This is a genomic window from Plantibacter sp. ME-Dv--P-095 (assembly GCF_030209365.1).
Taxonomy (GTDB): Bacteria; Actinomycetota; Actinomycetes; order Actinomycetales; family Microbacteriaceae; genus Plantibacter.
Map to the genome: position 1 here is coordinate 1 of NZ_JARVSB010000001.1, position 14,446 is coordinate 14,446.

13 protein-coding genes are annotated in these 14,446 nt (G+C 67.3%); 8 read left to right on the forward strand and 5 right to left on the reverse strand.

All coding sequences use genetic code 11. From position 1 onward, the window contains the following. The first annotated feature begins 136 nt into the window (after positions 1–136). From iolB to QRN26_RS00030, 6 genes are all read left to right on the forward strand, one after another. The gene (iolB, locus tag QRN26_RS00005) at positions 137–1,075 is read left to right on the forward strand and encodes a 5-deoxy-glucuronate isomerase (protein ID WP_285034933.1); all 939 of its coding nucleotides are present in this window, start codon (positions 137–139) and stop codon (positions 1,073–1,075) included. Further along, a complete protein-coding gene (gene iolD / locus QRN26_RS00010) occupies positions 1,075–2,997 on the forward strand; it encodes a 3D-(3,5/4)-trihydroxycyclohexane-1,2-dione acylhydrolase (decyclizing) (RefSeq protein WP_285034799.1) in 1,923 nt (640 codons plus the stop codon). The genes iolB and iolD overlap by 1 nt, the downstream gene beginning before the upstream one ends. A gap of 42 nt (positions 2,998–3,039) precedes the next feature. After that, the gene (locus QRN26_RS00015; protein ID WP_285034800.1) at positions 3,040–3,963 is read left to right on the forward strand and encodes a sugar phosphate isomerase/epimerase family protein; all 924 of its coding nucleotides are present in this window, start codon (positions 3,040–3,042) and stop codon (positions 3,961–3,963) included. A 41-nt stretch (positions 3,964–4,004) separates the two neighbouring features. Continuing rightward, a complete protein-coding gene (locus QRN26_RS00020) occupies positions 4,005–5,069 on the forward strand; it encodes a Gfo/Idh/MocA family protein (RefSeq protein WP_285034802.1) in 1,065 nt (354 codons plus the stop codon). A gap of 61 nt (positions 5,070–5,130) precedes the next feature. Next, positions 5,131–6,042: a sugar phosphate isomerase/epimerase family protein gene (locus QRN26_RS00025; RefSeq protein WP_285034803.1), complete on the forward strand. Its 912-nt coding sequence runs from the start codon at positions 5,131–5,133 to the stop codon at positions 6,040–6,042. Next, positions 6,039–7,064, forward strand: coding sequence for a Gfo/Idh/MocA family protein (locus QRN26_RS00030; protein WP_285034804.1), 1,026 nt, complete (start codon positions 6,039–6,041; stop codon positions 7,062–7,064). Before QRN26_RS00025 ends, QRN26_RS00030 begins: the two co-directional genes overlap by 4 nt. A gap of 97 nt (positions 7,065–7,161) precedes the next feature. On the opposite strand, the gene QRN26_RS00035 is transcribed toward QRN26_RS00030, so the two are convergent. The 4 genes from QRN26_RS00035 to QRN26_RS00050 form a co-directional block, all read right to left on the reverse strand. Next, positions 7,162–8,595 carry a sugar porter family MFS transporter gene (locus QRN26_RS00035; RefSeq protein WP_285034805.1) on the reverse strand — a complete coding sequence of 478 codons (1,434 nt, stop codon included), beginning with the start codon at positions 8,593–8,595 and terminating at the stop codon, positions 7,162–7,164. A 190-nt stretch (positions 8,596–8,785) separates the two neighbouring features. Further along, positions 8,786–9,580 (reverse strand): ATP-binding cassette domain-containing protein, encoded by a 795-nt coding sequence (locus QRN26_RS00040; protein ID WP_285034807.1) that lies wholly within the window; start codon positions 9,578–9,580, stop codon positions 8,786–8,788. Beyond that, positions 9,577–10,668 (reverse strand): ABC transporter permease, encoded by a 1,092-nt coding sequence (locus QRN26_RS00045; RefSeq protein WP_056006360.1) that lies wholly within the window; start codon positions 10,666–10,668, stop codon positions 9,577–9,579. The genes QRN26_RS00040 and QRN26_RS00045 overlap by 4 nt, the downstream gene beginning before the upstream one ends. Before the next feature lie 101 nt (positions 10,669–10,769). Then, complete coding sequence (locus QRN26_RS00050; RefSeq protein WP_056006357.1) at positions 10,770–11,795, reverse strand: substrate-binding domain-containing protein; 1,026 nt, start codon at positions 11,793–11,795, stop codon at positions 10,770–10,772. 184 nt (positions 11,796–11,979) lie between these two features. Between QRN26_RS00050 and QRN26_RS00055 the strand changes: the two genes are divergently transcribed. Next, positions 11,980–12,384 (forward strand): tautomerase family protein, encoded by a 405-nt coding sequence (locus QRN26_RS00055; RefSeq protein ID WP_056006353.1) that lies wholly within the window; start codon positions 11,980–11,982, stop codon positions 12,382–12,384. A gap of 18 nt (positions 12,385–12,402) precedes the next feature. Here the strand turns inward: QRN26_RS00055 and QRN26_RS00060 are convergent, their stop codons facing one another. Continuing rightward, on the reverse strand, positions 12,403–13,164 hold the full coding sequence (locus QRN26_RS00060) for a GntR family transcriptional regulator (protein ID WP_056006350.1): 762 nt from the start codon (positions 13,162–13,164) through the stop codon (positions 12,403–12,405). On the opposite strand from QRN26_RS00060, the gene QRN26_RS00065 reads away from it, so the two are divergent. Then, a complete protein-coding gene (locus QRN26_RS00065; protein ID WP_350223900.1) occupies positions 13,163–14,443 on the forward strand; it encodes a transaldolase family protein in 1,281 nt (426 codons plus the stop codon). The two genes, QRN26_RS00060 and QRN26_RS00065, sit on opposite strands and share 2 nt — an antisense overlap. The last annotated feature ends 3 nt before the right edge of the window (positions 14,444–14,446 follow it).

Consider the following 14,446-nt stretch of genomic DNA (forward strand, 5'->3'; position numbering starts at 1 on the left):
TCAACCTCGGCTTCCCCCAGAACTGAGGCACCCCGGCCCGCCCGCCCTTCGACAAGCTCAGGGACCGACACCCCGGAGCCTGGCGAAGGGCAGGGCCGAGCGGCAAGATCGAATCACACACGACGGAGTGAACACCATGCAGTGGATGTACGAGCAGGGCGAGCTCTCCCGCGACGGCTGGGAGAGCGTCGTCGACGGGGCGACCGAGGGTTGGCAGCACACCGGGCTCCGCGTCGCCGAACTCTCGGGTGACGACGAGCTCGGGCTCCTGGCCGGTGCGGTGGAGCGCATCGTCGTCCCGCTCGCCGGCTCGTTCTCCGTGCAGTGGTCCGACGGTGACGGGAACGCCGACACCGCGGTGCTCGGCGGTCGGGCATCCGTGTTCGACGGCCCCACCGACGTCCTCTACCTCGGTACCGGGACGGCCGGGACGCTCCGAGGCTCCGGCCGGGTCGCCGTCGCTGAGGCACCGGCGACCACCGCGCTGCCGACCCGCTACGTGCGCGCCGACGAGGTGCCCGTCGAGTTGCGTGGTGCCGGGCGCTCCAGCCGGCAGGTCCACAACTTCGGCACGCCGGACGCGCTCGACGCCGCGAAGCTCATCGTCTGCGAGGTCGTGACCCCGGCCGAGAACTGGTCGTCCTACCCCGCCCACAAGCACGATGAGCACGTGCCCGGCGAGGAGACTCGACTCGAGGAGATCTACTACTTCGAGTCCGCCGTGTCCAAGGGGCTGGTCGCGCCGGCGTCGACGGATCCCTTCGGCATGTTCGCCACCTACTCCTCGCCCACCGGGGAGATCGACATCACCGCGATCGTCCGCACGGGCGACATCGCGCTCGTACCCTTCGGGTACCACGGACCGGCCGTCGCGGCTCCGGGCTACGACCTCTACTACCTGAACGTGATGGCGGGCCCCGACGACGAGCGGGCCTGGCACATCAGCGACGACCCGGCACACGCGTGGATCCGTCAGAGCTGGGCCGGCCAGGACATCGACCCGCGCCTGCCGTACACGGCCGATGCGGCACCGCACCACTCGAACGACAGCACCGACGACGAAGGACAGCAGTGATGGCGACGAACCCCAGGACGAAGCGGATGACGGTGAGCCAGGCGCTCGTCGAATTCCTCGGTCACCAGTGGACCGTGGACGGCGACCACCGGGAGCGGACCATCCCCGGCATGTTCGGCATCTTCGGGCACGGCAACGTCGCAGGTCTCGGGCAGGCGCTCAAACAGGCGAACGCGCTCGAGCCCGACCTCATGCCCTACTTCCAGGCGCGCAACGAGCAGGCGATGGTGCACCAATCCGTCGGCTACGCCCGCATGCACCGACGCCTCGGCACCTTCGCGAGTGCGGCCTCGGTCGGCCCGGGTGCCGCGAACATGCTCACCGGTGCCGCCCTCGCCACCACCAACCGGCTTCCGGCGCTCCTGCTGCCCAGTGACACCTTCGCGACACGCGTCGCCGACCCGGTCCTCCAGCAACTCGAACTGCCGCACGACATCGGCATCACCGTCAACGACGCGTTCCGTCCGCTGTCCCGCTTCTTCGACCGGGTGCAGCGGCCCGAGCAGCTGTTCTCGATCGCCCTCGCCGCCATGCGCGTCCTCACCGACCCGGCCGAGACCGGCGCGGTCACGATCGCCCTGCCGGAGGACGTGCAGGCGGAGACCGTCGAGGTGCCGATCGAGTTCCTCCAGGACCGCGAGTGGCACCTCCGCCGTCCACTCCCGGAACGTGCGGCACTGGCTCGCGCCGTCACGGCGATCCGCGGGGCGAAGCGTCCCATCATCGTCGCCGGCGGGGGAGTGATCTACTCGAACGCGGAGGAGGCGCTGCGGCTGCTCGTCGAGGCGACCGGCATCCCCGTCGGTACCTCGCAGGCCGGTGGCGGTTCGCTCGTGTGGGACCACCCCCAGAACGTCGGCGCGATCGGCGCCACCGGGACCACGGCGGCCAATCGTCTCGCGGCGGAAGCCGACGTCGTGATCGGTGTGGGGACGCGCTACAGCGACTTCACCACGGCGAGCCGCACGGCGTTCCAGGCCGAGGGTGTGACCTTCGTCAACGTCAACGTCGCGAGCTTCGACGCGTACAAGCACGGAACGCAGATCGCCGTCGTCGCGGATGCGCGGGAGACGCTCGAAGCGTTGCAGACCGAGCTCGCCGGATTCCGCGTCGACGCCGAACACGCCGAGACCGTCCGCCGCGAGAAGGCGGCATGGGATGCGGTCGTCGACGAGGCCTTCGTGCCGTCCGGACTCGCGCTCCCCGGCCAGGCCGAGATCATCGGTGCCGTGCAGTCGAGCACCGACCCTGAGGACGTGATCGTGCAGGCGGCCGGCTCGCTCCCCGGCGACCTCCACAAGCTGTGGCGCGTGCGGGACGCCCTCGGCTACCACGTCGAGTACGCCTTCTCCTGCATGGGATACGAGATCGCCGGCGGGCTCGGCGTGAAGCGCGGTGCCGAGGCGAGCGGATCCGACCGCGACGTGGTCGTCATGGTGGGCGACGGGTCGTACCTCATGCTCCACACGGAGCTCGTGACCGCGGTCGCCGAGGGCATCAAGCTCATCGTCGTCCTCATCCAGAACCACGGGTACGCCTCGATCGGGCACCTCTCGGAGACGGTCGGATCCGAACGCTTCGGCACCTGGTACCGCAGCCTCGACCCCGAGGCCCGCAACTTCCAGGGCGAGCAGATCCTGCCCGTCGACCTCGCCGCCAATGCGCGCAGCTACGGCGTCGACGTGATCGAGATCCAGCCCGGCGCCTCGTCGATCGACGACCTCAGGGCGGCCATGGCGACCGCAAAGGCCTCCGACCGGACGACGCTCATCCACATCAACAGCGATCCACTGCTGTACTCGCCCGACGGCGAAGGCTGGTGGGACGTCCCCGTCCCCGCAGTCTCCGAGCTGCCGAGCACGCGGCGTGCGTACGAGGAGTACGCCGAGATCAAGGCCACCCAGAAGCCGCTGCTCGGCTGAGTCACCGACCAGAACCCCACGAACGAGTACCGAAGGAACCCGATGTCAGCATCCGCCACCACCCCGTCGATCCGTATCGGCACCGCGCCCGACTCCTGGGGTGTCTGGTTCCCCGACGACCCGAAGCAGGTCCCGTGGGAGCGCTTCCTCGACGAGGTCGTCGCTTCCGGCTACGAGTGGATCGAGCTCGGCCCGTACGGGTACCTCCCCACCGATCCGAACCAGCTCGCCGACGAACTCGGCTCTCGAGGGCTCAAGCTCTCGGCGGGAACCGTCTTCACCGGCTTCCACAAGGGCGACGACCAGTGGAAGCGCGCCTGGGACCAGGCGCTCGACATCGCCGGGCTCGTCTCGAAGCTCGGGGCCGAGCACCTCGTCGTGATCCCGGACCTGTGGCGCAGTGACGCGACGAGTGAGGTCCTCGAGGCTCGCACCCTCGACGACGGGCAGTGGGCGAAGCTCGCCGCCGGGCACGATCGCCTCGGCAAGGCCCTCCTCGAGGAGTTCGGGATCAAGCAGCAGTTCCACTCCCACGCCGACAGCCACGTCGGGACGACCAAAGAGGTCGAGCGCTTCCTCGCGGAGACCGACGAGCGGTACACGAACCTCTGCCTCGACACGGGCCACTTCTCCTACTACGGCGGCGACAACCTCAAGCTCATCGACGACCACCCGTCGCGGATCGGCTACCTGCACCTGAAGCAGGTCGACACGAGCCTGCTGTTCGACGTCCTGAAGAACGACGTGCCGTTCGCCGAGGCCGTCACCCAGGACATCATGGTCGAGCCGCCGTTCGGCGTCCCGGAGCTCGGCCCCATCATCGAGCGCGTCGCGGCACTCGACCCGCAGATCTTCGGCATCGTCGAGCAGGACATGTACGGCTGCTCGATCGATCGCCCGTTCCCCATCGCCAAGCGCACACGCGAGCACATCTTCGGCGAGACCGCCGCGGCCCGCGTCAGCTGACCCACCCCGACCAGCCAGAACCCACGGAAGGCACCGACGCCATGAGCACCACCACCCAGACCACTGACCGTCCCACGGGGACCGACGCACGGACCGGCGACCTCCGGGTCGGCATCGTCGGTGCCGGCCTGATGGGAGCCGACCACGTCAAACGGATCACCGAACGCGTGAGCGGTGCGGTCGTCGCGGCGATCATCGAACCGGACGCAGGCCGCGCCGCAGCCGCGGCCGCCAACGCCCCCGGGGCCCAGGCGTTCACCAGGATCGAGGACGCGATCGCGGCCGGCGCTGTGGACGCCGTCCTCATCGCGACCCCCGGGCAGTTCCACGAGCCGGTGCTCCTGCCGGCACTCGCCGCCGGACTCCCGATCCTCTGCGAGAAGCCGCTGACGCCCGACTCCACGTCGTCGTGGCGGGTGCTCGAGGCCGAGCAGCAGCTCGACCGACCGCACATCCAGGTCGGGTTCATGCGCCGGTTCGACGCCGAGTACCAGCAGCTGCGCGCCCTCGTCGAGTCGGGCGAGGCCGGCGAGCTCCTCATGCTCCGCGGTGTCCACCGCAACGCGGTCGTCCCCGACACATACACGCAGACGATGCTCATCACCGACTCCGTCGTGCACGAGTTCGACGTGCTGCCGTGGGTGGCCGGCTCGACCGTCGCGAGCGTCGAGGTGAAGTACCCGCGTCGCAACCGGCTGAGCCCTGACCACCTGCGCGAGCCGATCCTCGTCATCATCGAGCTCGCGAACGGTGTCCTCGTCGACGTGGAGATGAACGTGAGTGTCCAGTTCGGCTACCAGGTTGCGACCGAGGCCGTCTTCGCCGAGAGCATCGCACGCATCGGCCAGCCGTCGGGGCTGCAGCAGTGGAAGGACGGCCGCTTCAGCGTCGCCGACCACACGAGCTTCGTGACCCGGTTCGCCGCGGCCTACGACGAGCAGGTGCAGCGCTGGGTGGACGCCGTCCGTCTCGGCACGCTCGTCGACGGCCCGAACGCCTGGGACGGCTACAAGGTGGCACTCGCCTGCGAGGCCGGCGTCGCCGCCCTCAACACCGACGGCCCGGTGCCCGTCGTCGTTCCCGAGCGCCCCGCGTTCTACGCTTGATCCGCGTCCGGTCGGGGTCCCTCGCGACGCCGGCCGGACGCACTGACGAAGGAGTTCCCCGATGGTCCGCATCGCCCTCGACCCGACCCCGTACCACCACGACCACGGGCTGCTCGACTTCCCCGACATCGCCGCACGGCTCGGGTACGACCACCTGCAGCTGACGCCGCACGCCGACTTCGGGCCGTTCTACCGCTACCCCAAGGCCGACGACGCCCTCGTCGCCGCCCTGCGCAAGCGCGTCGCCGACGCCGGGATCACGATCCCGGCACTCCTGCCGGTGCAGCGCATCTCCTCACCCGAGGAGCCGCAGCGGGAGGCTGCCGTCCGGAACTTCTCGCGCATCATCCGGCTGGCGGTCGAGCTCGGTGTCGACACCCTCAACACCGAGTTCAGCGGCCGGCCGGAGCGCAGCGAGGACTCGGAGGCGGCGTTCTACCGTTCGATGGAGACCCTGTTGCCGCTCGCCGAACGGGAGGGTGTCCGGATCAACTTCGACCCGCACCCCGACGACTTCGTCGAGGACGGGCTCGAGGCCTGGCGGATCATCCGCGGCTTGAATTCGTCATCCGTCGGCTTCGTCTACGTCGCCTCGCACACCTTCCATTACGGCGACCGCGCTGCCAGCCTGCTGCCTGAGCTCGGCGACCGACTCGGTGCGGTGTACGCGGCGGACACCTTCGACCACCACCGGTCGCATGGCCTTCGATACATCAGCAACCCGCCGGGCAACGCGGCACGGGTGCACCAGCACCTCGCGATCGGCGACGGTGACGTCGACTGGACGGGACTCTTCGCAACGCTCGGTCGCACCGGCTTCCTCGATCGCGAGGACGCCATCCTCGTGTCGAACGTCTTCGCGGAGGACGAGCGCGCCGACGAGATCTCGCGGTTCCAGCTCGAGCGCCTCCGCGCCCTCATCGACACCGGCCGCGCGGCCGCCTCGAATGAGGGAGCGGGAGCCGACGCGTGAGACTCGGCCTCGTCGGATACGGTTTCGGCGGGCGCACATTCCACGCCCCGTTCGTCACCGCACTCGGCGAGGGCGTCCTCGCCGGTGTGGTGACCCGATCGCCGGCGAGACGCGCGGAGTTGGCATCGGATCATCCTGGTGTCCCAGCCTTCGACACCCTGGCCGAATTGCTGGCATCCGGCGTCGACGTCGTCACGATTTCAACGCCGCCGTCGGGACGCATCGATCTCGCGAAACAGGTGATCGACGCGGCCGTACCGGTGATCGTCGACAAACCGATGGCCGTCAGCCTCGCCGAGGCCCGCGAGCTCGTCTCTTACGCCGCCGAGCGGGGCGTGCCGCTCAGCGTGTTCCAGAACCGGCGGTGGGACTCGGAGTCCAGGACGCTGCGGGCGATCGTCCGTTCTGGAGCGGTCGGTGACCTCCGGACGGTCGAGAACGTGCTCGACCGCTGGGAGCCCGAGGCGACTGCCGACGGGTCAGGGGGCGGCCAGCTCCTCGACCTCGGGAGTCATATCGTGGACCAGGTGCGCGAAGCCCTCGGGCCGGCGGACCGGGTGTTCGCGACGATCGACCGCCGACCCGCTGACGCCTACGAGTACGCCTTCGATCTGGTGATAGAGCACCGGAACGGTGTCCGGTCGATCGTCGCATCCGACGTCCTCCAGCCTGACGGCCGGCCGCGCCTCCGGGTCACCGGAAGCTCCGGGACCATCACCCTGGACGGACTCGACATCCAGACCGAGCAGGTGCTCGCCGGCCTGCGACCGGGCGACCGGGGGTGGGGTGTCGAGCCGCACGAGCGGTGGGGCAGGCTGACGACGGTCGATGGCGAGCGTCGGCCCTACCCGCGGGCCGACGGCCGGTGGCAGGACTTCTACACCGGTGTCCGCGACGCCGTCGACTCCGGGTCGGGCGGGTTCCCTGTCGCCGTCGAGGGCTCGCTCGCGACGTTCGCGATCCTCGAGGCAGCGCGGCACAGCGACCGCCTCGGAGCGTGGGTCGACCTCTCATCCGTCTGACGCCTCCGGCACACGGAGCCGGGGGATGAAGCCCCCACGACCGAACGGCCCGCCCTCTCGATGAGGGCGGGCCGTTCGGCGGTACAGCGGCTGCCGATCAGAACGTCTTGTACTGCTCCTTGAAGTGGTCCTCGAGGGACTCCAGGCTCTTGCCCTTCGTCTCCGGGACGCTCGTCGCGACGAAGAGGATGGCGAGGAGACCGACCGCTGCGAAGAGCAGGAACGTTCCGAAACCGAGCGACTCGACGAGCGAGGGGAACGCCAACGAGATGATCGCGTTCGTGGACCAGAGCACCAGGACGGTGATGCCGATCATGACGCCGCGCATCTTCAGTGGGAAGATCTCGGCGATCATGAGCCACGCGAGGGGACCGATGGTGCCCTGCATGATCCCGATGAAGAGCAGGATCGCGACGAGGAGCAGCCACGGGCGGACGGGGTTGTCCTCAGGGAGCCCCAGGCCGATGGCGCCGACGAGCAGGTGCATCGTCGTGGTCCCGATGAAGCCGAACAGCATCAGCGAGCGGCGGTTGAAGCGGTTGATGATGGAGAGTGCCACGAGCATCGCCGTGACGGACATCACACCGTTCAGGACGTTGAAGCTCAGCGCGGCGTTCCGTGTGAAGCCGGCCGCCTCGAGCACCTGGGTGCCGTAGTACATCATCGAGTTGATGCCGGTGAGCTGCTGGTAGGCGGCGATGCCGATGCCGATGAAGAGGAGGCGTCGGATCCACGGGGTCCGCACGATGTCCATGAAGGTGCCGGACTGCTCGTCCTTCTCGATCACGGAGAGCTGCCGGACCTCTTCCATCTCGGCGACGGCCCGCTCCTCGGATCGCACCTGCCGGAGCACCTCGAGGGCCTCGTCGTCGCGACCGCGAGCGAGGAGCCAGCGCGGACTCTCGGGCATCCGGAGCATGCCGAAGAACAGGACGAATGCCGGGATCACGGCGATGGCGAGCATGTAGCGCCAGACGTGGTCGTTGGAGCCCCAGACATTGCCGATGATGGCGTTGATGGCGAAGGCGAGGAACTGCCCGCCGACGATCATCAGTTCATTGCGGGAGACGAGGCTTCCGCGCTTCTCGAACGGGGCGACCTCGGCGAGGTAGACCGGGACGGTGACCGAGGCGCCACCCACGGCGAGACCGAGGATGAAGCGGAAGACGAGGAGGATCTCGTAGCTCGGAGCGATGACACAGCCGCCGGCACCGATGAAGAACAGGACGGCGATGATGAGGATGTTGCGCTTCCGACCGAGTCGGTCCGACAGTCGCCCGCCGAAGAAGGCGCCTACAGCAGCCCCGATCAACAGGGTGAAGGTGATGAGGCCCTCTTGGAAGGGATTGAGCCCGAAGTACTCCATCATGAACGACAGGGCGCCGTTGAGCACCCCGGTGTCGTAGCCGAAGAGGAGTCCACCGAAGGTCGCGATGACGGCGACGAGGCCGAGGCGCTTGTTGTAGGGGCCGTTGCCGAGGGGTGGCAAGGCCACCTTCACGGCATTGGTGATCGTTCCACCATGAGACACGTTGTTCGCTCCTTTGCGTGTTCCCGCCTCCAGCCCCGATGGGCCGGTTGTCGACGCTGAACCGGGTGAGAATGTGTCCTTATGTTAGGACATTCTGCCAACAAGCGCCAGTACCGACATGAGCGTCTTCACGAAGCGAGCCCTGCCGCCACGCATCGGTGGGGCAGGGCTCGCAGGAGGTGGCTCCGATTCAGAACGCGCCAGTGCGGAACCGCTCGACGCCGACCGCGCCCTCGACGACAGCAGCAGTGAGTTCTTCGACACTCGTGTCCTCGCGGCGGACATCGAGGATCTTCCGCCCGTGGTTCATCACGATGTGGCGATCACAGACCTGGTAGGCGTGGTGCAGGTTGTGGGTGACCAGCACCGAGCTCACGCCCTCCGACTTCAACTGTCGGAGATAGTTCAGCAGCGCCTCGGTCGCCCGCACGGCGAGTGCGGACGTCGGTTCGTCCAGGATGAGGAGGCTTCGCTTGAAGTGCACCGCTCGGGCGATGGCGACCGCCTGCGCCTGTCCGCCTGACAGCGAGGCGACGAGCTGCTTCGAGGACTTGATGCCCTCGATCGTCACGACGGTGTCCAGGATCTCCGAGGTGATCGCGTCCATCTGCTTCATCTTCATGAGACCGAGACGGTTGGTGATCTCCCGACCCATGAACAGGTTCCGAGTGATGGACATCTGCGGCACGAGCGCCGAGTCCTGGAAAATCGTCTCGACGCCGAGCTGTTCCGTCAGCGCCCGGTTGACGGTGTCGTGCTGCTGACCTTCCCAGGTGTACGAACCCGACGACATCTGGACGACGCCCGACATGATCTTCACAAGTGTCGACTTGCCGGCACCATTGTCGCCGAGCAGGCCGACGACCTCGCTGTGGCCGATGTCGAAGGAGACGTCGTTCAGGACGGTGTTGGCTCCGTATCGCTTGGTGACTCCCTCGACCCTGAGCAGAGGCGTCGCGGTGTCGATGGTGGCGTCGATGATCACGAGGCCTTTCCTTCCATGAGCTTGTTGAAGATGGCGGCGATCACGATGATGAGGCCGACGAAGAGTTGGATGTAGAAGCCGGGCGCCTTCGCGAGGATGAGTCCGTTCTCGATGATGCGGATGAGGGCGGCGCCGATGATCATGCCGACGATGCTGCCTCGACCGCCGAGGAGCGAGGTCCCACCGACTACGGCGGCGGCGATGGCCATGAGCGTGTAGTCGTCGGTGCTCCCCGGCTGCATCGACGAGGTGCGGACCGCGATAAGGATCGAGGCGAACCCGACGAGTCCGCCGAAGATGCCGAACGCCATGAGCCGGACGACGGCCGGGTTGATGGAGATCGCCTTCGCCGCGGCCGCGTTGCCGCCGACGGCGTAGACGTGGTTGCCGCGCTTGTGCCGGTGGAGGAAGAGCCAGCCGATCACGCCGATGACGAGCAACCAGACCAGCTGTGACCGGAACAGGCCGAAGTCGCCGGCGAAGAGCGTGACGAGCGTGTCGTCCTTCGCGCTCGACAGGATTGCGGGCGATGTGCCGTTCACGAAGAGGCTTGCACCGGTCCAGAAGAACCCCATACCGAGTGTGGCGATGAAGGACGGGATCTTGGTGACGACGACGATGAGGCCGTTGATGAGCGCGATGCCGGTGCCGCAGGCGATGGCTGCGAGTGCACCCCAGCCCCAGCCGACGGCCTCGGAGACGCGGATGAAGATGATCGCGGAGAAGCCGATGTTCGCGCCGAGCGACAGGTCGAACTCGCCCGCGATCATGAGGATCCCGGCGCCGATGCCGAGGATGGCGAGCACGGGGATGGACTGGGAGATGACGCCGGAGAGGTTGCTCGGCGACAGGAACGGGAACGCGTCCGGTGCGACCACGCCGGCGATGATGAAGCCGAGCAGGACGATCGCGAAGATGATGCCGATCTCGAGTGCGCCGCGTCCGCGGGTGTAGGTGATCGTGTCCCGCAGTCGGTCGACGAATCCGTGCGGTTGGTTGTCGGACAGCTTGCGCGGCTGGGAGATGCTCTCCGTGGAGAGCGGGGCGGTCAGGATGGGCGCGGGTTCGCGCGTGGGTGGTTGAGACATGGGGGTCCTTCGGTGCGCGACGGATCGCGGTCGGTTCGGAGAGGGGATGCCGTGCGGTGCGCCGAGGGTCGTGGATCGGCCCCCGGCGCTGTGGGCGGGCGTCAGTAGCGGATGCCCTGCAGGTCCTTCTCCTCGAGGAAGGAGACGTTGGACTTGTCGATCAGGCCGAGGCCGCCGGAGTTGATGTTGGCGGGGGAGAGGCCGAAGTCGATCGACAGAATGCCCTGCATGACCGACTGGTACCCCTGCACGTAGCCCTGCTGATCGGCGGTCGCGAGGATCTTGCCGTCCTTGATGCCCTGGATCACCTGCGGGGACGTGTCGAAACCGACGACCGGGACGGAGATGCCCGCAGCCTCCATGGCGGCGACGACGTTCCGGTGCGGCGTGCCGCCGAGCGGGACGATCGCCTTGACGTCGGGGTTCGCGGTCAGCCACGACGTCATGGAGTTGAGGGCTTCCTCGTCGGCGCCGGACGTGCGGAGGTACTCACCCTTGGCGCCGACCTCGTCGAGGGCCTTCTGGACGCCGCCGCCTCGCTTGATCGCGTAGTCCTGTTCCGGTTCTTCAGCCGGGAACATGACCTTGTCGCCCTCCTTGAGGTCGACTTCCTTCAGGAGGCGTTCGCCGACGAGCGTGCCGACTTCGGTGAAGTCCTGGCCGACGAAGCCGGACACGCAGTCCTTCGCGCTGTCAGGAGCGGGCACGTTGTAGGCGATGACGGTGATACCGGCGTCGTGGGCGTCACAGGCCACTTTCGACCATTTCTCACCCTCGTTGAACGGCATGAAGATGAGCGAGGGCTTGGTCGCGATCGCCGTGCCGACGAGGTCGACCATCTTGTCCGGGTCGCCTTCCGCGGTCTGGTGGGTGAGATTCAGGTGACCGAGCTCGGCGGCGTCCTCGCCGCCCTTCAGGATCTGCGCCCAGAACGGGTCGCTCGCCGGGTTGTAGTAGGTGAAGAAGTAGGCGTCGCGGTTGTCCGCGCGCGATCCGAAACCGGAGGCGAGCCCGGCGTCTGAGCTGCTGCCGGCGCTCGGGGTCGCCGTGCAACCGGCCAGGGCGAGTGCAGCGACGCCGACGAGGGCGATCGTGCCGAGGAGCGAGCGTCGTGCTGAGGTGTTCACTTCGTTGTGTCCTTTCGAGGGGTGGGCCTCGGGCGGCCCGTGCATCATTGCAGGGCTCAAGCTAGTGAAGAACTGACAAGAGGGCAATAGAAAGTCAGGACATATTTACTTATTGGTGACAGAGGCCCGGTGAGCCGCTAAGGTAAGAATGTCCTTACAAAGTTTTGCCGAACAGGAGACTTCTATGCCGCTCGTCAGGATCGACCTCACCGCCGGCCGTGATGCCGCGAACGTCCGAGAGATCGCAGACGCCATCCACGAGGCGATCGTGTCCGTGTACGGGATTCCGCCCCGTGATCGCTTCCAGATCGTGACCGAACATCTGGCCGGTCAGATCATCGCCGAGGATGCGGGGCTCGGTTTCGAGCGCTCCGGCGGCGTCGTCATGATCCAGATCTTCACCCAGCGCGGTCGAAGCGACGAGACCAAGCAGGCGCTCTACGCGGCTGTAGCCGGGCATCTCTCCGAGGTCGGCGTCGACGGCGCGGACGTCTTCATCGGCTACGTCGAGAACGGGCCGCAAGACTGGTCCTTCGGCTTCGGTCGCGCACAGTACCTGAGCGGCGAGCTCGCCGTTCCGGCGCGCTGAGGTCGCGCGATCCGGTCGTTACCGGTCGACGAGGGTGACCTCGAAGGAGTACAGGTCGGGTCGGTAGACGTGCTGGCCGAACTCGACCGCCCGACCGGAGTTGTCGAAGGCGGTCCGCGACATCGTCAGGAGAGCGCCGCCCTTCCGGACGTCGAGCATCTCACTCTCCGCCCCCGTCGCCTCCCTCGCGCCGATCCGCTGCTTGGCCACGCGCATCGTGACGCCGCGTGCTCGGAGGAGTTGATAGAGACCGTGGTGCTCGAGGGCTCCGAGGTCGAGGTCGGTGAGGTCCTCGGGGAGGAAGTTCTCGAGGATCGCCAGCGGGACACCGTCCGCCCGGCGCAGCCGTTTGATGTGGACGATCGGGCTACCGGCCGACACGCCGAGGGCGTCCGCGACCTTCTCGTCCGCCGTTGTGACCTCGGCCGAGAGGATGTCGGTCTCCGGTTTCTGGCCCGTACGCTCGAGATCCTCGAACAAGCTCGTGAGTTCGACGTTCCGCGTGACCTTGCCGTGGACGACCTGTGTGCCGATGCCGCGGCGACGAACGAGGAGGCCCTTGTCCACGAGTTCCTGAATGGCTCGACGGATCGTGGGGCGGGAGAGTCCGAGGCGATTGCCCAGCGCGACCTCGTTCTCGAGACGCGATCCCGCCGGCAACGTCTCATCGTGGATTGCTTGCTCGAGCCGGGTCGCGATCTGGTAGTAGAGCGGGACCGGACCCGAGCGGTCGAGGTCGAGGAAGAGTTCGACGGGGAGCGTCTGCTCGAGCTGTGCCATGAGGCTCCTTCAGGGTGGAGTGAAAACTTGTCCTGACAATATCAGGGCTTTCCAAATGGTGGGTATGTCAGGTCGCAGTGAGTTGGTTCGCAGATTGTCAGGACATACTGTCAAAAATTGGATAGGCTCGACGTACTGCGTCGCCGCAGCTCCGGCGATCGCCCACTCGACTTCCGGAGGCATTTCGATGACCGACACACTCACCACAGCCGACACCCTTCCGCTCGCCGTTGCAGCCGCCTCGACGCCGACAAGTCTGTGGAACGACTCCGCGGACCCTGACGAACTCGCCAGGTCGATCGCGTTCGGTGCGGTCGGCGCGACCTGCAACCCGGTCATCGCGCTCGCCGTGATCTCCCAGAACCTCGACGTGTGGGCGCCGCGGATCGCTGAACTTGCTGTCGAGTTCCCGACGGCAGGGGAGGCCGAGCTTGGCTGGAAGGTGGTCGAGGAGCTGTCGATCCAGGCCGCCGTGCTCCTCGAGCCGGCGTTCCGGGAAAGCAACGGCCGCAACGGTCGGCTGTCGATCCAGACCGATCCACGCCTGCACCGAGACGCTGACGCGCTCGTCGAGCAGGCCGTTCGATTCTCGGCGCTGGCCGAGAACATCATCGTGAAGATCCCCGCGACCGCGGTCGGTATCCGCGCGATCGAGGAAGCGACCTATCGAGGCGTCAGCATCAACGCGACGGTCTCGTTCACGGTGGCGCAGGCCGTCGCGGTCGCCGAGGCGATCGAGCGCGGTCTCGATCGACGGGCCGCTGAGGGACTGCCGGACTGGGAGTTCGGCTCCGTCGTCACCATCATGGGCGGGCGCCTCGACGACTGGCTGAAGGCGTCCGTCGCGAAGGACCGCATCCTCATCGATCCCGGCTACCTCGAGTGGGCGGGCGTGGCCGCGTTGAAGGAGGCGCACCGGATCTTCACTGAACGTGGGTACCGGTCGAGGATCCTCTCCGCCGCCTTCCGTAACCACCTGCAGTGGTCCGAGCTGGTCGGCGGCGATCTGGTGGTCTCGCCGCCGTTCGACTGGCAGCTGCGTATCAACGAGAACCGGATCCCCGTCGACCTGCACCGCATCGACGTGCCGGTCGCTCAGCACATCGTGGACACGCTCTTGGAACGAGTTCCGGAATTCCGGAGGGCGTACCTGGTGGATGGCATGTCCATTGATGAGTTCGACGATTTCGGCGCCACACGCCGGACGTTGCGTCAGTTCCTCGAAGCCGATGCCAAGCTCGACGCGCTGGTGCGGGACATCCTCCTGCCGGTGATCTGAGGC

Coding starts and splice junctions, on each gene's coding strand:
- iolB (WP_285034933.1), top strand. CDS start 137: ATGCAGTGGATGTACGAGCAGGGCGAGCTCTCCCGCGACGGCTGGGAG.
- iolD (WP_285034799.1), top strand. CDS start 1,075: ATGGCGACGAACCCCAGGACGAAGCGGATGACGGTGAGCCAGGCGCTC.
- QRN26_RS00015 (WP_285034800.1), top strand. CDS start 3,040: ATGTCAGCATCCGCCACCACCCCGTCGATCCGTATCGGCACCGCGCCC.
- QRN26_RS00020 (WP_285034802.1), top strand. CDS start 4,005: ATGAGCACCACCACCCAGACCACTGACCGTCCCACGGGGACCGACGCA.
- QRN26_RS00025 (WP_285034803.1), top strand. CDS start 5,131: ATGGTCCGCATCGCCCTCGACCCGACCCCGTACCACCACGACCACGGG.
- QRN26_RS00045 (WP_056006360.1), bottom strand. CDS start 10,668: ATGTCTCAACCACCCACGCGCGAACCCGCGCCCATCCTGACCGCCCCG.
- QRN26_RS00055 (WP_056006353.1), top strand. CDS start 11,980: ATGCCGCTCGTCAGGATCGACCTCACCGCCGGCCGTGATGCCGCGAAC.
- QRN26_RS00065 (WP_350223900.1), top strand. CDS start 13,163: ATGAGGCTCCTTCAGGGTGGAGTGAAAACTTGTCCTGACAATATCAGG.
- QRN26_RS00060 (WP_056006350.1), bottom strand. CDS start 13,164: ATGGCACAGCTCGAGCAGACGCTCCCCGTCGAACTCTTCCTCGACCTC.